Source organism: Kitasatospora sp. NPDC051705 (assembly GCF_044453265.1).
Taxonomy (GTDB): Bacteria; Actinomycetota; Actinomycetes; order Streptomycetales; family Streptomycetaceae; genus Kitasatospora.
This window is the reverse complement of record NZ_JBITCO010000009.1, coordinates 38,975-58,320: the sequence shown is the minus strand read 5'-3', so window position 1 is coordinate 58,320 and position 19,346 is coordinate 38,975. Positions and strand designations below refer to the sequence as shown.

The following is a 19,346-nucleotide window of genomic DNA, read 5'->3' as shown; positions in this document are numbered from 1 at the left end:
CAATCGCCCCCGAACTGGCTTTTGCCCCCACCGTCCCGGAGAATCGAACGTTGGGTGCGGGGCGCCCGAGTGCGCCCCGCGGCACCGCCGCAACCGCACCCGAGGTGTAATTTCTCCCAGCCAGAGAGCCCCCCTTCATGCGCTTCCTGAACGACCTCAAGCCCTCGTACGACCTCACGTACGACGACGTCTTCATGGTCCCCAGCCGTTCCGCCGTGGGCTCCCGGCAGGGCGTCGACCTCTCCTCCAACGACGGCACCGGCACCACCATCCCGCTCGTCGTCGCCAACATGACCGCCATCGCCGGCCGCCGGATGGCCGAGACCGTCGCCCGCCGCGGCGGCCTGGTCGCCATCCCGCAGGACATCCCGACCGAGGTCATCGCCGAGGTCGTCTCCTGGGTCAAGCAGCGCCACCTGGTCTTCGACACCCCCATCACCCTCGCCCCCGGCGCCACCGTCGCGGAGGCGCTGTCGCTGCTGCCCAAGCGCGCGCACGGCGCCCTCGTGGTCGTCGAGGACGGCCGCCCGGTCGGCGTCGTCAGCGACTCCGACTGCCAGGGCGTGGACCGCTTCACCAGCCTCGCCGACATCATGTCCCGCGACCTGCTGCTGCTGGCCGAGGACGTCGACCCGCGCGCCGCCTTCGAGAAGCTCACCGAGGCGCACCGCAAGCTCGCCCCCGTCGTCGACGGCGACGGCCGGCTGGTCGGCATCCTGACCCGCAAGGGCGCGCTGCGCGCCACCCTCTACACCCCGGCCGTGGACGCCGCCGGCAAGCTGCGGATCGCCGCCACCGTCGGCATCAACGGCGACGTCGCCGGCAAGGCCAAGGCCCTGATCGAGGCCGGCGCCGACGTGCTGGTGGTCGACACCGCGCACGGCCACCAGGAGTCGATGATCAGCGCGCTCCGCGCCGTCCGCGGCCTGGACCCGCAGATCCCGATCGTGGCCGGCAACGTCGTCTCCGCCGCCGGTGTCCGCGACCTCGTCGAGGCCGGTGCCGACATCCTCAAGGTCGGCGTCGGCCCGGGCGCCATGTGCACCACCCGGATGATGACCGGCGTCGGCCGCCCGCAGTTCTCCGCCGTCCTGGAGTGCGCCGCCGAGGCCCGCCGCCTCGGCAAGCACGTCTGGGCCGACGGTGGCGTGCGCCACCCGCGCGACGTCGCCATGGCGCTGGCCGCCGGTGCCTCCAACGTGATGATCGGCTCCTGGTTCGCCGGCACCTACGAGTCCCCGGGCGACCTCCAGACCTCCGCCGACGGCCGCCAGTACAAGGAGAGCTTCGGCATGGCCTCGGCCCGCGCCGTCAGCAACCGCACGGCCCAGGACTCCTCCTACGACCGCGCCCGCAAGGCGCTGTTCGAGGAGGGCATCTCGCACTCCCGGATGTTCCTGGACCCGGCCCGCCCCGGCGTCGAGGACCTGATCGACTCGATCATCGCCGGCGTGCGCAGCTCTTGCACCTACGCGGGCGCGAACAGCCTCGAGGACTTCCACGAGAAGGCGATCATCGGCGTCCAGAGCGCTGCCGGCTACGCCGAGGGCAAGCCGCTGCACTCCAGCTGGGCCTGATCGACCGACCACCCCGCCCGCGGCCGGCCGACCCCGTACCCCCGGGGCCGGCCGGTCGCGGCCGTTCGCCGCCGGCGCCCGGGCCGGGCCGTCCTGCTGCCGGTCAGCCCAGCTCGTAGTCCAGGACGTAGCGGTGGGTGCCGTCCTCGGCGACCGTCAGGTGGAACTCCCCGGTCAGACCGGCCAGCTCGCCCGCACCCGTGCCCGGCACCACCCGGATCGTCGTGCCGCCGGTGTCCCACGCCGAGTGCTGCAGGACGAACGAGCCCTTCCGCCCGTCCAGCTCGCCCGTCACGTGCTCCACCGCGACGTACGAGGCCGGGGCGCCCGACGGCCCCCCGACCGAGAGCATCCGCACCTCGCTGCCGCCCGACAGGCCACCCGTGAACGCCTTGGCGATCCGGATCCGGCCGAAGGCGGCCCCCTCCCGCTCCTCCGTCTCGACCGGCTCGAACGCCGTCACCTCGAACGACCCGCTGGCCCTGCCACCCATGGCACCGTCCCCTCGACGATCCGTCCCGCCCGGCACCCCGCCGGCCGTGCACCGAGCCTTGCACACGGCACTGACAGCGCCGCCCCTCACGCCGCCCCTCACGTCTCCCAGCGGATCGCGAGCAGTGCCGCGTCGTCGGTCAGACCGGCGGCACCGACCCACTCCCCGACGTCCGCGAGCAGTCCGTCCAGCAGGTCGGCCGGGCTCCCCGCGGGCAGCCCCGGCAGCCGGTCCTCCAAGGGGTAGAAGACGCCCCCGGCGCCCCGCGCCTCCGTCACCCCGTCGGTGTGCAGCAACAACAGGTCCCCCGGGCGGGCCTCGAACCGGCCCGCGGGGTACCCGCCGCCGGTCAGTCCCAGCAGCCCCAGCGGCGGCGCGGCCGCCGGCGGCGCCAGCGCGCTCACCCGGCCCTCCCGGCGCAGCAGCGGCGGCGGATGGCCGCAGTTCACCAGAGCGACCGGCTCCCGCCCCGGCGGCACCGACAGCAGCAGCGCGGTGGCGAAGCGCCCCTCCCCGGGGCGGGCGGCCAGCGCGGCGTCCAGCCGCTCGGCGAGCCGCCCGAGATCGGCCTCGGTGCGGGCCGCCTCGCGGAACACCCCCAGCACGTCCGCCGCCGTCTCCACCGCCGGCAGGCCGTGCCCCTGCACGTCCCCGAGCAGGATCCGCACCCCGTGCCGGGTCTCCACCAGGGCGTAGAGGTCCCCGCCGATCCGAGCCTCGGCGGCCGCGGCGACGTAGCGCACGGCGACCCGCAACGGCCCGATCCGCTCCGGCGGCGGGCGCAGCAGGGCGCGCTGCGCCGCCTCCGCCACCGTGCGGACCTGGAAGAGCTCCCGCTCCCGCGCCGCCACCAGCACCACGTTGGCGGCGCTGGCCAGCGTCGCGGCGAGGACGGTGATCAGTGCGGTGAGGTGGACCTCGGTCGGCAGCTCGGTGTTGGTGGTCTCCAGCAGCCCGACGGCCACCACCGCCAGCCCGCCCGCCGCCAGCGGCACCCGGGCACTGCGGGTGGTCGCCCCCGCCAGCACCGGCGCCACCGCCAGCACGGGGGACAGCGTCGTCCCCGGCCCGCTGACCAGATCGGCCACCACGGCGGCGACCAGCAGCAGGAACGCGCAGAGCAACAGCAGCCGGGTGCGCCGCGGCAGGTGCAGCGGCGGCATCCCGTCCGGCCCGTCGGCGCGCACGTGTCCTCCCGGTTGGAAAGGGCCCCACCCGGCTGGAAAGGGCCCCACCGTCCACTCTCTCCGGGCTCCCCACGGGCGGCACCTCGGGCCGGCCGGGGCCGCCCGGACCCGCCGACTAGGCTGGGCCCCGAGATGAGACGCAAGAGCCGCCGCCCGGCCTCCCCCCTCCCGCAGCGCCGCGGCGTCGACCCGGTGCACCTGCGGCTGCCGCTGGAAGGCCCCTGGCCGACCGTCCGCGACTACCTGCTCGAACGGCTCGCCGCGGTCGGCGCCGAGCGGATCGACACGGCGCTGCGGGGCCGGGAGATCGTCGGCGCGGACGGACCGGTCGCCCCCGACGAGCCGTTCCGGCCCGGCACCCACCTGTGGTTCTACCGCGACCTCCCGGACGAGGCCCCGGTCCCGTTCGAGCTGGCCGTGCTGCACCGGGACGAGCACCTGGTCGTCGTCGACAAGCCGCACTTCCTGGCCACCACGCCGCGCGGCCGGCACGTCGTCGAGACCGCGCTGTCCCGGCTGCGGCACGACCTCGACCTGCCCGAGCTCAGCCCCGCGCACCGGCTCGACCGGCTCACCGCCGGCCTGGCCGTGTTCGTGGTGCGGCCCGCCGACCGCGGCGCCTACCAGACGCTGTTCCGCGACCGGCTGGTCCACAAGGAGTACCGGGCCGTCGCCCCGTACGACCCCGAGCTGGACCTGCCGCGCACCGTGCGCAGCCACATCCTCAAGGAGCGCGGCGTGATCGCGGCCCGCGAGCTCGACGCGCCCCCGAACAGCGAGAGCCGGATCGACCTGCCGGAGCACCGCGACGGCCTCGGCCACTACCGCCTGCGGCCGCTGAGCGGACGCACCCACCAGCTGCGACTGCACATGAGCGGGCTCGGGGTGCCGATCCTCGGCGACCCGGTCTACCCGGTGGTGCTGCCCGAACCGGCCCCGGACGACTTCCGCCGCCCGCTCCAACTGCTCGCCTCGGCCGTCGAGTTCACCGACCCGCTCACCGGCCGGGAGCACCGCTTCGAGACCCGCCGCACGCTCGCCGCCTGGACCGACCCGCACCACTGGCAGGACGGCTCCCCGAGCGGGGCCTGAGACCGGCCCCGGGCCGCGTCCGTCCGGCGGCCAGGGTCTAGGGCCAACGGAGGAGCGGGTCCCGGTTCCGGCGGCCGATCCGGCCGGGGCCCCGGCGGGGCGAGGGTGGGGGCATGAACGCAGCACAGCACACCGCTCCCGACCCCGCCCCCACGTCCGCCCCCGTCGCCGTGGTCACCGGGGCCTCCCGCGGCCTCGGCCTCGCCCTCGCCCGGGCCCTCGCCGCGGACGGCTGGCAGCTGGTGGTCACCGCCCGCGGCGAGGCCGAACTCGCCGCCGCCGCGGCGGACCTGGCCGCCGTCACCGAGGTCGTCGCCCTCCCCGGCTCGGTCGTCGACGACGACCACCGCGCCCGCCTGGCCGAGGCCGCCGCGGGGCTCGGCGGCGCCGACCTCCTGATCAACAACGCCGGTACGCTCAACGGCGCGAGCACCCCCGGCGCCGACCCGCTGCCCCGGCTGGCCGACTTCCCGCTGCCCGACCTGCTGGAGGCCTTCGAGGTCAACGCGCTCGCCCCGATCGCCCTCACCCAGCTGCTCCTGCCGCAGCTGCGCGCCCGCGCCGGCGCCGTGCTCAACATCAGCTCGGACGCCGCCGTGGTGGCCTACCCCGGCTGGGGCGGCTACGGCGCCGGCAAGGCGGCGCTCGACCTCGCCACCGCCGTACTCGCCCGGGAGGAGCCGCAGTTGCGGGTCTGGGCGGTGGATCCGGGCAGCATGCGCACCCGGATGTTCCAGGAGGCCAGCCCCGGCGAGGACATCTCCGGCGAGCCGCTGCCCGAGGACGTGGCGCCCGTGCTGCTCGGCCTGCTGCGCGACGGCGCCGCCTCCGGCCGCTACCGCGCCGCGGACCTGGCGGCCGCCCGGGGCGGGCGATGACCACCCTCGCGGAGGTGCGGCTCGACGTCGCCGTTCCGCCCGAACTCTCCGCCCGCGCACCGGCGGAGGCGCGCGGCGGGGCGCGGGACGGGGTGCGGATGCTGGTCGGCCGGCGCGACCGGGGGAGCGTCGAGCACCACCGCTTCACCGACCTGCCCGGGGTGCTGCGCCCCGGCGACCTGCTGGTGGTCAACAACTCGGCCACCCTCCCGGCGGCGCTGCCAGGTCGGCTGCCGGACGGCACGGCGGTCGCCCTGCACCTGTCCTCCGCGCAGCCCGACGAACGCGGCGGCCACCTGGTCGAGTTGCGCCGGGCGATGCCGGGCCGGGCGGCCGCCTACTACCCGCCGGCGGAGACCCCGGCCCGCCCCGGACTGCGGATCACCCTGCCCGCGGGCGGCGTGGCCGAGCTGACCGGGCCCTTCACGGCCCGGCTCTGGTACGCCCGACTCGTGCTCCCCGCCCCGCTGCCGGACTACCTCGACCGGCACGGCCGGGCGATCCGCTACGGCTACGTGGACCGCGACTGGCCGATCGAGGCCTACCAGACGGTCTTCGCCACCGTCCCCGGCAGCAGCGAGATGCCCAGTGCGGCACGTCCGTTCAGCGCCGAGGTGGTGGCCCGGCTGGCCGGGCGCGGGGTGCTGCTCGCGCCCGTCACCCTGCACACCGGGGTGGCCTCGCCGGAGGCCCACGAGGCGCCGTACGCCGAGTGGTTCCACGTCCCGGCGGCCACCGCCGGCCTGGTGGGGCACGTCCGGTCGGGCGGCGGGCGGGTGATCGCGGTCGGGACCACGGTGGTGCGGGCCCTGGAGTCGGCCGCCGGGCCGGACGGCACCGTCCGGGAGGCTGACGGCTGGACGGAGCTGGTGATCACCCCGGATCGCGGCGTCCGGGCCGTCGACGGCCTGCTCACCGGCTGGCACGAGCCCCGCGCGTCGCACCTGCTGATGCTGGCCGCCGTCGCCGGCCGCCCGCTGCTGGCCGCCTGCTACCGGGAGGCCGTCCGGGAGCGGTACCTGTGGCACGAGTTCGGCGACGTGAACCTGCTGCTGCCCGACTGACCGCTCAGGCGAGCAGGGTCTGCGTGACGTGGTGGGTGTCCAGGTACTCGCGGACCTCGGTGATCAGGCCGTCCTCCACGGTGAACACGCCCAGGCAGCGGTTCCGGTACGCGGAGCCGTTGGCGGCGGTGCCTTCGGTGGTCCACTCGGCGACCGCCTGCGGGCCGTCGGCCAGCACGTTGGTCAGGGTGATCCGGGGCAGGCCGTCGGGGGCGAACAGGGTGCCGACCTGGCCGAGGAAGTCGCCGAAGATCTCCTTCTTGCCGCGCCAGACGCGGGACAGGGCGAGGCCGCCCGGGTAGGCCCAGGTGGCGTCCTCGGCGAACAGGGCGATGGCGGCCTCGCGCTCACCCGCGGCGATCAGGGTGACGTAGGCGGTGACGACGGTGCGGGCGTCGGTCTGCTGCACGGTGGCTCCTCGGGTCGGTCCGGTGGGTGCGGCGGGTCCGGCGGGTCCGGTCGGTTCGGTCGGGGGCCGTCCCGCCGTGGCACCAGGAAAGCCCTCCGGCGCCCGAACCGGCCAACAACCGCCCCGCCGGGGCGACAACCGGTGGTTGTCATCGCAGTCTGTCGGCCTGCCCGCCCGGACCGGCCCGAAAGGCGCGCCCTAGGCCGACGCGCCGCCCGGGGGCAGCTCCAGCTCGAACCAGACCACCTTGCCGTCCCCGGTCCGGCGACTGCCCCAGCGGTGCGCGAGCTCGTTGACCAGGTGGATGCCCCGCCCGCCCTCGTCCTCGGCGCGGGCGCGGCGGATCCGGGGCCCCTCGCCCTCCTGGTCGGCGACCTCCACGGTGAGCGACCGGTTGCAGAACAGCCGCAGCTGGGTGGGTGATCCGGCGTGCACCAGGGCGTTGGTGATCAGCTCGCTGGTGAGCAGCTCCGCCCAGTCGGCCAGCGGGCCGAGGCCCCACTCGGTGAGCGTCTCGCGGGTGAAGCGGCGCGAGTGCGCGACCATGGCGAGGTCCCCGGTGAGCTGGAGGGTGGCGATCCGGTCGGCGCCGGTCGGCCGGACCTGCGCCATGAGGACGGCGATGTCGTCCTCGCTGGGGTGGCCGGTGAGTTCGGCCAGCACGGCGTCACAGGTCTGCTCCAGCGAACGGCGCCGGTTGGCGACGGTCCGGCAGAGCAGCTGCACCCCCTCGTCGAGGTCGCGGCCCCGGCGTTCCACCAGCCCGTCGGTGTAGAGCGCCAGGATGGCCTCCTCGGGGAGGATGAACTCCACGCTCTCGAACGGGACTCCGCCCACGCCCAGCGGTACGCCCGGTGGCAGCTCGACCAGGTGCGCCCGCCCGTGCGCGTCGGCCACCACCGGTGGCAGGTGCCCGGCGCAGGCGGCCGTGCAGCGGCGGTCCACCGGGTCGTAGACCACGCAGACGCAGGTCGCGAACTGGCCCTCGCCGATCGCCGTGGTGGCCTCGTCCAACCGGTGCAGGACCCGTGACGGGTCCAGTTCGAGGGTGATCAGCGTCCGCGCCACCGTACGGAGTTGGCCCATCGTGGCAGCGGCCCGGATGCCGTGGCCCATCACGTCGCCGACCACCAGGGCGACCCGCCCGGAGGACAGCGGGACGACGTCGAACCAGTCGCCGCCGACCTCGCTGACCACGCTGCTCGGCAGGTAGCGGTAGGCGATCTCCAGGCCGAGGGTGCGGTGGATCTCCTGCGGCAGCAGGCTGCGCTGCAGGGTCAGCGCGGTGTCCCGCTCCCGGCGGTAGAGCCGCCCGTTGTCGATCGCCAGCGCGGTGCGGGCGACCAGCTCCTCGGCCAGCGAGCGGTCCGCCGGGCCGAACGGCAGCGGGTTGTGGGTCCGGACGAACTCCGCGCCGCCCAGCACGAGTCCGCGCGCCACCAGCGGCACCATGAGGTACGAGTGCACCCCGGCGTCCAGCCCGGGCTGCACCCGGTCCGGGGCGGCCACGATCCGGCGCAGCTCCTCCTCGGTCACCTGGGAGACCAGGATCGAACGCCGGGAGCGCAGGCTCTGCGCGTACACCTGGGCGGACTGCGAGGTCCCGCCGACCTCGTCGGCCGCCGCCGTCATCGTGCCGTCCGGGGCCGACTCGCCGACCGCCACCGCCCGCATCAGCACCGAACCGTCCTCCGGGACGGGCCCCGGCTCGTCCCCGCCGAGCACCGCGTCGCGCAGGTCGACGGTGACGAAGTCGGCGAAGCGCGGGATCACCACCTCCACCAACTCCTGGGCGGTGCGGTGCAGATCGAGCGTGGTGCCGATCCGGTTGCTGGCCTCGTTGAGCAGCGACAGCCGCTGCTGCGCGGCCCACGCCTCGTCCAGCGCCCGCTGCCGGGCGTCCGCCGCGTCGCGCTCCCGGGTGAACAGCAGCGCGTTGTCGATCGACACCGCGGCCCGCACCGCCAACTCCCCGGCCAGGGCCAGGTCGTCGTCCTCGTACGGGCGCTCCACCAGCGTCCGGTAGAACCCCGCCACGCCGACCGGAGTACCGCGCGCGATCAGCGGGACCACCATGAAGGAACGCACGTTCTGCTCCCGCACCGCCGCCGTGCGCACCGGGTCGTCGGCGAACCAGGCCAGCCCGTCCGCGTCCATCCGCGGCACCAGCACCGGCTTGCGGTGCGCCAGGCTCCACGCGTACGGCGAACTGGGCAGGAAGCGGTGCACCCCGCCGGTGCGGGCGATCGGCTGCAGCGTCGAACCGTGCACCGAGTGGAAGGCCATCCGGCGCAGCATCGCCGACCCGTCCGCCGGGGCGCGGGCCTCGCGCTCGCCGCGGACGAGGTCCTCCAGCACCTCCACCACCACCGTGTCGGCCAGCCGCGGCGTCGCCACCTCGGCCAGCTCCATCGCCGTCTGGGCGAGATCGAGCGTGGTCCCGATCCGGGTGGACGCCACGTTGACCAGTGCCAGGCGCTCCTGGGCGGCCTTCGCCTCGCGCAACGCCTGCTGCCGGGCCAGCACGGTCTGGTGCTGGCGCAGGTACAACCGGGCGTTGTCGATCGCCACCGCCGCCCGCGACGCCAGCTCGTCGCCGAGGGTGATGTCCGCCTCCGCGAAGGACTCCCGTTCGCCGCGCCGCGAGTACACCACCATGCCGAGCGTGGTGCCGCGGGCCACCAGCGGGGTGATCCGAACCGAGCGCGGCCGGTCCCCCAGGTAGGCCTGGCGGCGGCTCTCCGAGATGGCCTCGCTCAGCAGGGGCAGCTCCCAGGACGGCACCACCACCGTCCGGCCGGTGTCCATCGCCCGGGCGTACGGGGAGTCGGCCGGCAGCTCGTACAGCGCATCCACCGGCAGCGCCTCCGCCGGGTACAGCGGGTCGGTGGTGGCCAGCGCCAGCCGGCGCACCAGCTTCGGCGCGTCCGGCTCGGGCGGCTCGACGTTGCGCCCCGCGACCAGCGCCTCCAGCGCGAACACCCCGCTGATGTCGGCGACCCTCGGCACCATCGCATCGGCCAGCTCCCGGGCGGTCTGCCGCAGGTCCAGCGTGGTGCCGATGGAGGCCGTCGCGTCGACCAGCAGGGCCAGCCGCTCCTGGGCCCGCGCCGCCCGGGCGTCGGCGCGGAAGCGCTCGGTGATGTCGATGACGGTCGAGCTGACGCCCAGCACCCGCCCGCCCGGCTCCTCCAGCCGGAAGTACGAGGCCGACCACGCGTGGTCGTGCTGCGGGTCACTGGGGGTGCGGCCGTGCGAGCGGGTGTCCACGACCGGCCGGCCGGTCTCCAGGACCTTCCGCATCACCGCCTCGGCCTCCGCACCGTTGATCCCCGGCAGGATCTCGGTGAGCCGGTGGCCCAGGTGCTCGCCGGCGGGCAGGCCGTTGGCCCTCGCCAGCGCCTCGTTCAGCCGGACGAACCGTAGTTCGGTGTCGTACACGCCCATGCCCACCGGGGACTGCGTGAAGAACCCGTCGAGCACGGCCAGGTCCGCCTGGATCCGGCGCAGCGTCGTCACGTCCGAGGCGACGGCCAGCACCAGCGGGCGGCCGTCCGGCCCGGTGATCGGATGGGTGCGGAACTCCAGGTTCACCGCGTGCCCGTCCCGGTGCCGGACCGGGAACACACCGGACCAGGCCCGGCCGTCCAGGATCTGCTGGAACAGCGCCAGGACCTCGGGCCGCTGGTCGTCGGAGGCCAGCAACTGCGCGGCCTTCTCGCCGATCGCCTGCGTGGGGGAGTAGCCGAGGAGTGCCTCGGCGTCGCCGCTCCAGTGCAGGATCCGCCCGTCGGCCTCGATCAGGGCCGTCGCGATCGGCACCATCAGCAGGGCGTCCTGCCGCGGATCCCCTCGGTGCTGCTCGTTCTCGTTCACCATGGCCAGAGAACCGTCCGGAGATCGTTTCAGCCAGCTCTGCCATCTTCGCACGCAGCCCCCGCGCCCCGCTCACCGTGCACCAGCCCGCCCGATGCGCTACCGCCCCACGCCGTGCCACGGAAAGTCGACCCAGCCGACGTCCCCCGCACCAGCTCACCACCGCCGGGCCACCCCACCCCGCCGGGCGCGGCCGGCCGCGACGGCGCAGGAAGTCGAAGCGGCCGACTTCCTGCGCGCCGGCCCGCCGCAGCTGGTCCGTGCACCAACGGCTAGGCCAGCTCCGTCCCCCCACCGGGCGATCAGCCACACTGTGCCGGGCGTGGTCGGGCGTGATGGCGCTGGAAGTCGACGTGGCCGACTTCCTGCGCGCTGGCCCCGCCGTAGCTGGTCCGTGCGCCAACGGCTAGGCCGGCTCCGTCCCCCCACCGGGCGATCAGCCACACTGTGCCGGGCGTGGTCGGGCGTGATGGCGCTGGAAGTCGACGTGGCCGACTTCCCGTGCGGTAGCCCGCCGCAGCCAGGCCACCCCACCCCCGCCGGGCAGGGCCCGTCGATTCCACAGCCCCGAAGGCCCACGCCCGCCGGGCGCGGCGAGAAGCGGCGGCGCAGGAAGTCGACGTGGCCGACTTCCTGCGCGGTGGGTTCATCGTCGGTGACCCGGGTGGGGAGCTCGCCGCGGACGAGGGCGGGTCAGGGGTGGAAGGTGACCTCGGGGGCGGAGGTGGTGGGGCCGTCGAGGACGGGTTGCGGCTTGTCCTTCAGCTGCAGGTCGAAGAAGGCCGCCACGTAGGAGCGGGTGAGCTCGACGCCGCGTTGCGCGGACATCGTCGTGCCGGGCGGGACGGGCAGGTGGTAGGGCTCGGCGAACAGCGGGTTGTCGGTGAAGGTGCCGTGGTTGGAGCCCTCGAAGGTGAGCCAGCGCTTCCAGCCGTCGAGCCGGGCCCAGCTGGTCGTCCAGGTCGGGTCCTCGGTGCCGGGCAGCGGGTGGCCGATCATCAGGAAGGGCTTCCCGTTCAGCCCGGACTCGGGGACCGTGAGGTCCATGGTGCCGTCGAGGTTCACACCGGCCCGGATCCGGTCGTCGGTCAGCAGGGCCGGGACGGCTGCGGCGCCGCCGAGCGAGTGCCCGGCCATGCCGATCCGGTCCTCGTCGATCATGCGGGCGTAGCGCCAGGCCGGGTGGGGGTGGGAGGTCAGCTGGTCGACGACGAAGGAGACGTCCTTGGCGCGGCTCGCGGACACCGCCTCCGCGCCGCCGAAGTCGTCGAGGTGGCCGCAGACGACGCAGGTGAGCGTGCTGCCGTCGGGGAAGGTGGTCCCGGTGTTCTCGTAGGTGTGGTCGACGGAGGCGACGACGTACCCGCGGCTGGCCAGGTCCTCGGCCAGGCTGGTCAGTTCGCTGCGCGGCATGGTGAAGCCGGGGGAGAGCACGACCAGCGGGAACCGGCCGTGCTGCGGGCGGGCGCCGGACTCCGCCCAGGTGCGGGCCCCGGTCACGGCCTCGACCGGGATGACGTTGCCCGGGACCTTCTCGGCCAGCAGCAGCCGGGCGGCCTCCGGCGTCATGTACGGTGCGGGGCCGCCCGTCCCCGCCTTGGCGGGGTAGTACATCGACACCATCAGCTGGCGCGGCCCGGCGGACGGGACCCACGGGTCGGGCCGGTCCTGGTCCACCAGGTGCAGGACCTCCCGCCCGACCGCGTTGGGACCGGTGGGCCGCGGCAGGTCGACCCGGATCGCGGGCGTGGCGGCGGAGGGGGAGGCGGTGGTGGGCGAGGGCGCGGCCAGGGCGGGCGCGGCGGCGACGGAGAGCGGCAGGGCAAGCAGGAGGGCTGCCGCGGCGGAGGTTCGACGGAGTCGGCTCATGTCTTCGACCGTAGGCTTCCGGCACGGCATCTGACGTCGCCTCAGGGGCGTAGGGGTGGCTCCGGAGACGGTGGCGGCGGTCGCTCCGGGGCACCTCCGTGGGGACCCCTAGGGGGTACGGGCCTCGCACCGCACGACCTCCCGCGATGGCACGGCCCCACGGCCCCACGGCCCCACGACCGCAAGCCCGCAGGCCCCCGTGCCCCCACGGCCTCACGCCGCCGCGAATTCGTTCTGCAGCGTGCGCAGCAGGGCCGTCCCGGCCGCGTCGACCGAGCGGCGGGTGTTGGCGAGGACCACCACGCCGACCTGCTTCTCCGGATCGAAGGCGACGAACGAGCGGAAGCCGCCCGTCTCCCCGTTGTGCCAGATCTGCAGGTGTCCGCCCTGCTGGGTGTGCAGGCGGTGGCCGAGCCACCCCAGGTGCATCCAGGCGAACGGGTTGACGCGGTGTCGGGTCTCCCGGGTGAGGGTGATCGCGGGCGACAGCGGCGCGTCCGGCTCGTGTTCGGCGGCCAGCTGGGCCCGCAGGAGTATCGCGAGGTCGGCGGCGGTGGAGCGGAGCCCGCCCATGCCGGGGATGTCCGCGAGGTCCCAGTGGGGCACCGGACGGGCGCCGGCGGTGTGCCCGTGCGCCATCCGCTCCGCCTGGGCTGCGTTCGGGTGCAGGCAGGTGTCCACCAGGCCCAGCGGCGTGCAGACCTCACGCGTCACCAGCTCCTCGTAGCCGGTGCCGGCCCGGTGGGCGAGGGCGAGCCCGAGCAGTCCGGCGCCGAGGTTGGAGTAGCGGAAGGCGCGCCCCGGGTCGGCCCGCAGCCTCGTCCGGGCGAGGCCGTCGAGGACGTGTGCCGCGGTGCAGTGGGCGTACGGATCGGGCTTGTTGGGCCTGAGCAGGGCCGTCGCCGTCATGCCCCGGGGCAGGCGGGGGAGCCCCGAGGTGTGGGTGGCGAGGTGTCGGAGGGTGATGGGTGTATCGCCCCTGCTCGGCACGGTGGCGCCGCCGGGCCGGGCGTCGGCGAGGACCTCCGCGAGCGGTGCGTCGAGTTCGACGGAGCCGTCGAGCACCAGCCGTGCGAGGACGATCGAGGTGAACACCTTGGTGACGGAACCGATTTCGAAGAGGGTGCGCGGCCCGGGCACGCCGCCGCCCGGGCTCGTCCGCCCGGCGCCGTGGATCTGCACGGCGCCGCCGGCCAGCCCGGCGACCACCGTGCCGACCTGCTGGCCGGCGAGCCGGTCGGCGGTCTGCTGGACGAGGTGGTCGAGGCGGGCGAGTTCGTTCATGGTGGTGAGCCTAGAGCGTCGCGACCAGCGAAATCGTCCGCCGGAACGACGATTTCCACCGGTCCCGACTGCTCCTCCAGGCGTACGCCCCACTACGCTCCGCACGGTACGCACCACGCAGGTCGGTACGCACCTCGAAGCACCGTCCAGCGCCACGAAGCGCAATGCGGCACCACGAAGCGCAACGAAGCGCAACGCGGCACCGGGAAGCGCCACGCAGCGCGACGCGGCACCCGGAAGCGCCGCGCCGCGCCACGGCACCCCGCCCGGGCGGAGCGGGACGCCCGCCCGGGCGACGGCCCGTCAGCAGCTCAGGTTGCCCCCGGGAACGGTGCCGAGGATCTGCGTGAAGCTCTGGTAGAGGCTGATCCGGTGCTGCATCTGCGCGGTGTTGTTGCCGTTGCACTCCAGCGAGCCGTTGATGCTGCGGATCGTCTCACCGAAGCCGGCGCCGTTGACCATGGCGTTGTGCGCGGTCATGGTGCCGGGCCCGTTCTGGGTGTTCCAGTACCAGAGACCGGTCTTCCAGGCCACGGCCGGGTCGGTCTGCACCAGGTTCGGGTTGTGCAGCAGGTCGATCCCGAGCGCGTCGCCGGCGGCCTTGTAGTTGAAGTTCCAGCTCAGCTGGATCGGCCCGCGGCCGTAGTACGCGGCCTGCCCGGCCGGGCACCCGTAGGGCTGCGAGGTGTCGCAGTAGTGGGGGTAGTTGGCGGTGTTCTGCTCGACCACGTAGACCAGTCCGCCGGTCTCGTGACTGACGTTGGCGAGGAACGCGGCGGCTTCCTGCCGGCGGACGGTGTCGCTGCCGGTGGCCGCGAAGCCGGGGTAGGCGCCGAGCGCGTCGACCAGCCCCTGGTAGGTGTAGAAGGCGTTCCGGCTCGGGAACATCTGGTTGAACTGGGCCTGGCTGACGGGGAATCCGCCCGGGTTGGGGGTCGGGGTCGGGTCGGGCGTCGTGCCGCAGGCGTACGGCTCCCAGTACCAGGTGCTGATGACCGGGTCGTAGCCCGGGTTGTCGTGGGTCGCGCGGTAGTAACCGCCGTTGGTGTAGCGGACGATCGCGCCGGTGGTGTAGGTGCGGCCGGCGACCCAGTCGGGGTAGCTGCAGGTGCCGGGGGTGGGCGTCGGCGTGGGCGTCGGGTCGGTGGACCCGCCGCAGCCGCCCTGGTCGGCCCAGACGCCGGAGCCGCCGGCGCTCGGGGGCTCGTTCTGGGTCCACCACTTGGCGGTCCAGTTGTGCCCGTTGTACGAGACGGACGCGCCGCCGGTGTACACGGCGGTCGCGTTCCACGGCGTGCCGCAGGCGGCCGCGCTGGCGGAGGCGGGGAGGAGCACCGCGACCGCCAGCGCCGTGACCACGGCGCAGAGCAGTGCGAGCAGGCGTTTCGTTGACACGTCATCACCCCTTGTGCGGTGGGGGCCGCACGTCGTCGGGACAGGGACCTGAGCGGGGCTGGGAGCCTGGCCCCGGGTGGGGGCGCGTCGTGGGGGACGGCCGACCGGGGTGTGGGCCGGTACGGGGCCGACACCGACTCAAGCGGAGTGGTCTATACCTGTCAAGAGGGTCGGTGAAAGCGGCTCAGTGTGGGCGGGGAACGGCACCGTCCGCGCCGCCCACGAACCACCCCGGCCCCGACCGCCCCGAACCCCCCACCGGCGCCCCGCCGGTCTCCCAGCCCCCACCAACCCCCCACCAACCCGCCCCGACGCCCTACCTGCCCCCGCCCCTCACTCCTCGAGCGCCGCCCGCAGCCGGGCCGCGACCTCCGCCGCCGCCGCCTCGTCCGGGTACGTCCCGCGCGGCCAGAAGAACCCGCGCAGCCCGTCCTTCGGATTGCGCGGCACCACGTGGACGTGCAGGTGCGGCACGGACTGGCTGATCCGGTTGTTCGCCGCCACGAAGCTGCCCGCCGCGCCGAGCCCCCGCTCCACCGCGGCCGCGATCCGCTGGACCCGGAGGAAGAACGGCCCCACCTCGGCGGCCGGCAGGTCCGCGAGGGTGCCGTGGTGGGCGCGCGGCACCACCAGCACGTGGCCGGGGAAGAGCGGCCGCCGGTCCAGGAAGGCGACCGCCGCCTCGTCGTCCAGCACCAGGTGGGCGGGCGCCCCGCCCGCCACCACCGCGCAGAAGACGCAGTCCGTCCGTCCGTCCATCCGTCCATTCAAGCCAGCGGCGGCGGGACGGGCACCCCCGGGAACGGGCCCGTGCCCCGCGTCACCCGTCCGGCCCCGGACGGGGTGCGGCGGCCGGGCGGCGGGGCGCACCGTGCTGGAGGGGGCCGACCAACGTGCGCACTGCGCGCCCCAGGAGGAGGTGGCCCGGATGGCGGGCAAGTTCGAGGTCTACGAGGACGCCGGCGGCAAGTACCGGTTCCGGCTCAAGGCGGGCAACGGCGAGATCGTCGCCACCGGCCAGGGCTACTCCAGCAAGGAGGCCGCCCACAAGGGCGTGGAGGCCGTCCAGCGGGCGGCGGACGGGGCGCCGGTGGTGGACCTCCCCAGGGCCGCCTGAGCGGCCGCCTGAGCGGGGCCGGACCCACGGTCGTGCACGGCGCGGGTGAGCGCCGACCGCGCGCCCACCGTGCCGAACACGGCCGGGGGCCGGTCCACCCGGACCGGCCCCCACCGTGCCGACTGCTCCCGGGCGCCACTCGTAACACCCGGCGCGGGTGGTCGGGCACTCACGTCCAGCGGGCGCCGAGCGGGAGCCCACCGGCAGCGGGCGCTCACTCGTAGCGGTAGAGCAGCGCCTCCCGCTCGTTCTGCTCGATCATCTCGATGGTCAGCGAGTCGTCCCGCAGGTGCGAGAGCGTGACCTCGGCCGAGGTCGGCTGGGCGTCCTTGGCCAGCCAGTTCTCCGGCTTCCAGGCCGAGCCGCGCAGGAGGGCCTTCGGGCAGTGCGCGTACACCTCCTCGACGGCGACCACGATCGCGCTGCGCGGGGGCTTGCCGACGGCGACCAGCCGGCTCAGCAGCTCCGGGTCGGTGGAGACGCAGGCCCGCCCGTTGACGCGCAGCGTGGTCTCCCGGCCGGGCACGACGAAGAGCAGCCCGACCCGGCCGTTCTCGAGGATGTTGTGCAGGGTGTCCAAGCGCTTGTTGCCGGTGGCGTCCGGAATGGCCAGGGTGTACTCGTCGAGGACGGAGACCAGGCCGGCCGGCCCGCCGCGCGGTGAGACGTCGCAGCGCCCGGCGGCGTCGGAGCTGGCCACGAACACCAGCGAGGAGCAGGCGATCAGCTGCCGCGCGACGTCGTGCAGCCGGTCCACCTGCTTGCGCCGGGCGTGGTCGCCGGGCTGCTCGTAGACCTCCCGCAACTGGTCCGGGTCGGTCAGGGCCGTGGCGCTCAGCGCGGCGAACAGGCTGCCCGGCGTGCCCGGGGCGGCGGTTGACGGACTGGCAGCTTCCGGTGTGGTGGTCATACCGCGAATCTAGTCCAGGCCCGAACGGTCACCTCGGGCCGGTCCTGGTGCCGGCTTTCGCAAATACCGGCCGTCCACCCCTCCCCACCAGCGGTTCCACCCGGATAATGGGGGCCAGGGGCGCCCGCTCCCGGGGCGCCGGGGCTGCCGCTCGGAGGTGGTGGTCGTGATCGTCAGGATCTGGGCCGGGCAGGTCATGGCCGGCCACGTCGAGGAGTTCTGCGCGCTGCTGACCTCGCAGGTGATCCCGCAGCTCGGGCGGACCGACGGCTGCCTGGGCGGCGAGCTGTTGCGCTCGGTCACCGAGGACGGGCACCGGGTGCTCGTGGTGAGCCGCTGGCGCGACGAGGATGCCCTGCGGGGCTACGCCGGGCCGATGTGGCGGATCCGGCCGGTGTGGGCGGAGGGCGAGCTGCGCTACCTCGCGCACCCGCCGGTGGTCAGCCACTTCACGCCGATCGCCGCACCCGCCGCGCCCTGAACCGCCGCACCCGCCACGCCCCGGATCACCGCAAGCGCAAAGCGCACCCGCCAGGCCAGGCCCTGCGCGGACCCCGTGAGTCCCCCGAGCCCCCGGGAGCCACCAGGGCTCAAGCCCCGGAGGCCACCCCGGGCGGCGCAGCCGTCACACCTCGAGCGGCACCGGGTGGATCTCGTCCGCCGGGTGCCCCGTGCGGGTGTGGATCCGCTGCACGGCTTCCCGGGACGGGGCCTCGGAGAGGCAGTACACCGTGCCCGATTCGGGATCGGCCCACGCCTGCTCGAACTGCACGCCCTCCTCGCCCTGGATCGCCAGGTCGGCCGCGTGCGCCTGCCTGAGCATGTCCGCGGTGATCCCGGACATCCCGTGGTGGACGTCCATGAACTTCGCCATCGCCCTCGCCTCCGTACCTTCGCTTCACGGGCGCGTGCCCGTCCGCGGCGTTCGCGTGCAGGACGTTCCCGTCGGCGGGCGGCCGGGCCTTACCACCAGCCTGGCCCCGGCCGCCCGGCTCCGCCACCAGACGGCCCCACCCGCCGCAGCCCGTCGCCCCGCCCCACCCCACCCCACCCCCCGCCGCCACCGCGTAGCACCCCGGCGCACATTCCCCGCACCCGCGTGAAACAGACCACAGCGGACGGCTCTCCCTGGCCTTGCGTACGGCGTGGCACAATGACGGCATCAAGCAGTGACGTTCAGCGCACTCCGGGGTCGGTGAAAATCCGAACCGGCGGTTACAGTCCGCGACCCGTCCGCAGCCAGCGGCCGGTTGACCAGGTGAAATTCCTGGACCGACGGTTAAAGTCCGGATGGGAGGCGTGCGCGGGCGGACGTAGAGCGGTACCCGTGGTCCCCCGGTGGACCACGGTCAGGTGGACGGCGGGAGCGGTGTCTCCCGTGCCGGGCGAGCGATCTCCCGGCGGTCCCGGCACCCCCGGCGACGGGTCGTGCCGTCGGCCCGTGCGCCGCTGCCCGTCCGTGTCATCTCCCTCTGCCGCCCCGGAGTCCGCGCCCCAAGCGCGAGGAGAACCCGGGTGTTCACCGGCATCATCGAAGAGCTCGGCGAGGTCGTGTCGATCGAGGAGATCGGCGACTCCTCGCGGATCCGCCTGCGCGGCCCGGTGGTCTGTTCGGACGCGCACCACGGCGACTCCATCGCGGTCAACGGCGTCTGCCTGACCGTCGTCGACAGCCCCGAGGAACTGGCGGCCGCCGGCGGCGAGTTCAGCGCCGACGTGATGGCCGAGACGCTGCACCGCTCCAGCCTCGGCGAGCTGAAGCCCGGGTCCCGGGTGAACCTGGAGCGCGCCATGGCGCTCGGCGCCCGGCTCGGCGGACACCTCGTCCAGGGCCACGTCGACGCGACCGGGCGGCTGCTGTCCCGCGAGCCCGGTGAGCGCGACGCCGCGGGCGAGCTGCGCTGGGAGGTGCTGCGCTTCTCGCTCCCCGACAGCATCTCCCGCTACCTGGTCGAGAAGGGCTCGATCACGGTCGACGGCGTCAGCCTCACCGTGGTCGAGGCGGCCCGGGACAGCTTCACCGTCAGCCTGATCCCCGCCACCCTCGCGCTGACCACGCTGGGCGCCAAGGCCGTCGGCGAGAGCGTCAACCTCGAGGTGGACGTCCTCGCCAAGTACGTGGAGCGGCTGCTCGACTCCCGCACCCTCCCCCCGACCATCGCCGGGGAGTCCGAGTGAGCTGGCTCAGCGGAGAA

17 protein-coding genes and 1 riboswitch are annotated in these 19,346 nt (G+C 74.7%); of the genes, 7 read left to right on the top strand and 10 right to left on the bottom strand.

Annotated features, from left to right (window positions below; all coding sequences use genetic code 11):
* The first annotated feature begins 137 nt into the window (after positions 1 to 137).
* Positions 138 to 1,577: a GuaB1 family IMP dehydrogenase-related protein gene (locus ACIA8Q_RS14385; RefSeq protein WP_360208121.1), complete on the top strand. Its 1,440-nt coding sequence runs from the start codon at positions 138 to 140 to the stop codon at positions 1,575 to 1,577.
* 103 nt (positions 1,578 to 1,680) lie between these two features.
* Here the strand turns inward: ACIA8Q_RS14385 and ACIA8Q_RS14380 are convergent, their stop codons facing one another.
* Both ACIA8Q_RS14380 and ACIA8Q_RS14375 read right to left on the bottom strand, forming a co-directional pair.
* A complete protein-coding gene (locus ACIA8Q_RS14380; protein WP_360208119.1) occupies positions 1,681 to 2,070 on the bottom strand; it encodes a DUF3224 domain-containing protein in 390 nt (129 codons plus the stop codon).
* Between the two features lie 98 nt (positions 2,071 to 2,168).
* Positions 2,169 to 3,257 carry a PP2C family protein-serine/threonine phosphatase gene (locus ACIA8Q_RS14375; RefSeq protein ID WP_360208117.1) on the bottom strand — a complete coding sequence of 363 codons (1,089 nt, stop codon included), beginning with the start codon at positions 3,255 to 3,257 and terminating at the stop codon, positions 2,169 to 2,171.
* Positions 3,258 to 3,389: 132 nt separating this feature from the next.
* On the opposite strand from ACIA8Q_RS14375, the gene ACIA8Q_RS14370 reads away from it, so the two are divergent.
* The 3 genes from ACIA8Q_RS14370 (at position 3,390) to ACIA8Q_RS14360 (ending at position 6,291) form a co-directional block, all read left to right on the top strand.
* On the top strand, positions 3,390 to 4,349 hold the full coding sequence (locus ACIA8Q_RS14370) for a pseudouridine synthase (protein WP_396317235.1): 960 nt from the start codon (positions 3,390 to 3,392) through the stop codon (positions 4,347 to 4,349).
* Positions 4,350 to 4,462: 113 nt separating this feature from the next.
* The gene (locus tag ACIA8Q_RS14365; RefSeq protein ID WP_360208112.1) at positions 4,463 to 5,227 is read left to right on the top strand and encodes an SDR family NAD(P)-dependent oxidoreductase; all 765 of its coding nucleotides are present in this window, start codon (positions 4,463 to 4,465) and stop codon (positions 5,225 to 5,227) included.
* Positions 5,224 to 6,291, top strand: coding sequence for an S-adenosylmethionine:tRNA ribosyltransferase-isomerase (locus ACIA8Q_RS14360; RefSeq protein WP_360208109.1), 1,068 nt, complete (start codon positions 5,224 to 5,226; stop codon positions 6,289 to 6,291). Before ACIA8Q_RS14365 ends, ACIA8Q_RS14360 begins: the two co-directional genes overlap by 4 nt.
* Before the next feature lie 4 nt (positions 6,292 to 6,295).
* Here ACIA8Q_RS14360 and ACIA8Q_RS14355 read toward each other — a convergent pair whose 3' ends face one another.
* The 6 genes from ACIA8Q_RS14355 to ACIA8Q_RS14330 form a co-directional block, all read right to left on the bottom strand.
* Entirely contained in the window at positions 6,296 to 6,700 is a 405-nt protein-coding gene (locus tag ACIA8Q_RS14355; RefSeq protein WP_360208107.1) for a nuclear transport factor 2 family protein, read from the bottom strand.
* A gap of 198 nt (positions 6,701 to 6,898) precedes the next feature.
* Positions 6,899 to 10,579: a SpoIIE family protein phosphatase gene (locus ACIA8Q_RS14350; protein WP_360208104.1), complete on the bottom strand. Its 3,681-nt coding sequence runs from the start codon at positions 10,577 to 10,579 to the stop codon at positions 6,899 to 6,901.
* 690 nt (positions 10,580 to 11,269) lie between these two features.
* Positions 11,270 to 12,445, bottom strand: coding sequence for an alpha/beta hydrolase (locus ACIA8Q_RS14345; protein ID WP_360208101.1), 1,176 nt, complete (start codon positions 12,443 to 12,445; stop codon positions 11,270 to 11,272).
* A 213-nt stretch (positions 12,446 to 12,658) separates the two neighbouring features.
* A complete protein-coding gene (locus ACIA8Q_RS14340) occupies positions 12,659 to 13,729 on the bottom strand; it encodes a serine hydrolase domain-containing protein (RefSeq protein WP_360208098.1) in 1,071 nt (356 codons plus the stop codon).
* 303 nt (positions 13,730 to 14,032) lie between these two features.
* Positions 14,033 to 15,124 carry a glycoside hydrolase family 19 protein gene (locus ACIA8Q_RS14335; RefSeq protein WP_360208095.1) on the bottom strand — a complete coding sequence of 364 codons (1,092 nt, stop codon included), beginning with the start codon at positions 15,122 to 15,124 and terminating at the stop codon, positions 14,033 to 14,035.
* Positions 15,125 to 15,457: 333 nt separating this feature from the next.
* Complete coding sequence (locus ACIA8Q_RS14330) at positions 15,458 to 15,883, bottom strand: HIT family protein (protein WP_360208092.1); 426 nt, start codon at positions 15,881 to 15,883, stop codon at positions 15,458 to 15,460.
* A 169-nt stretch (positions 15,884 to 16,052) separates the two neighbouring features.
* On the opposite strand from ACIA8Q_RS14330, the gene ACIA8Q_RS14325 reads away from it, so the two are divergent.
* A complete protein-coding gene (locus tag ACIA8Q_RS14325; protein WP_360208089.1) occupies positions 16,053 to 16,241 on the top strand; it encodes a DUF1508 domain-containing protein in 189 nt (62 codons plus the stop codon).
* A gap of 214 nt (positions 16,242 to 16,455) precedes the next feature.
* On the opposite strand, the gene ACIA8Q_RS14320 is transcribed toward ACIA8Q_RS14325, so the two are convergent.
* A complete protein-coding gene (locus ACIA8Q_RS14320) occupies positions 16,456 to 17,151 on the bottom strand; it encodes an MSMEG_1061 family FMN-dependent PPOX-type flavoprotein (RefSeq protein ID WP_360208086.1) in 696 nt (231 codons plus the stop codon).
* A 166-nt stretch (positions 17,152 to 17,317) separates the two neighbouring features.
* Between ACIA8Q_RS14320 and ACIA8Q_RS14315 the strand changes: the two genes are divergently transcribed.
* A complete protein-coding gene (locus ACIA8Q_RS14315) occupies positions 17,318 to 17,632 on the top strand; it encodes an antibiotic biosynthesis monooxygenase (RefSeq protein WP_360208083.1) in 315 nt (104 codons plus the stop codon).
* A 144-nt stretch (positions 17,633 to 17,776) separates the two neighbouring features.
* Here ACIA8Q_RS14315 and ACIA8Q_RS14310 read toward each other — a convergent pair whose 3' ends face one another.
* Positions 17,777 to 18,025 (bottom strand): SCO4226 family nickel-binding protein, encoded by a 249-nt coding sequence (locus ACIA8Q_RS14310; protein ID WP_360208080.1) that lies wholly within the window; start codon positions 18,023 to 18,025, stop codon positions 17,777 to 17,779.
* A gap of 304 nt (positions 18,026 to 18,329) precedes the next feature.
* Positions 18,330 to 18,457: riboswitch (FMN riboswitch) on the top strand.
* Positions 18,458 to 18,666: 209 nt separating this feature from the next.
* Between ACIA8Q_RS14310 and ACIA8Q_RS14305 the strand changes: the two genes are divergently transcribed.
* Positions 18,667 to 19,329 (top strand): riboflavin synthase, encoded by a 663-nt coding sequence (locus ACIA8Q_RS14305; RefSeq protein ID WP_360208077.1) that lies wholly within the window; start codon positions 18,667 to 18,669, stop codon positions 19,327 to 19,329.
* The last annotated feature ends 17 nt before the right edge of the window (positions 19,330 to 19,346 follow it).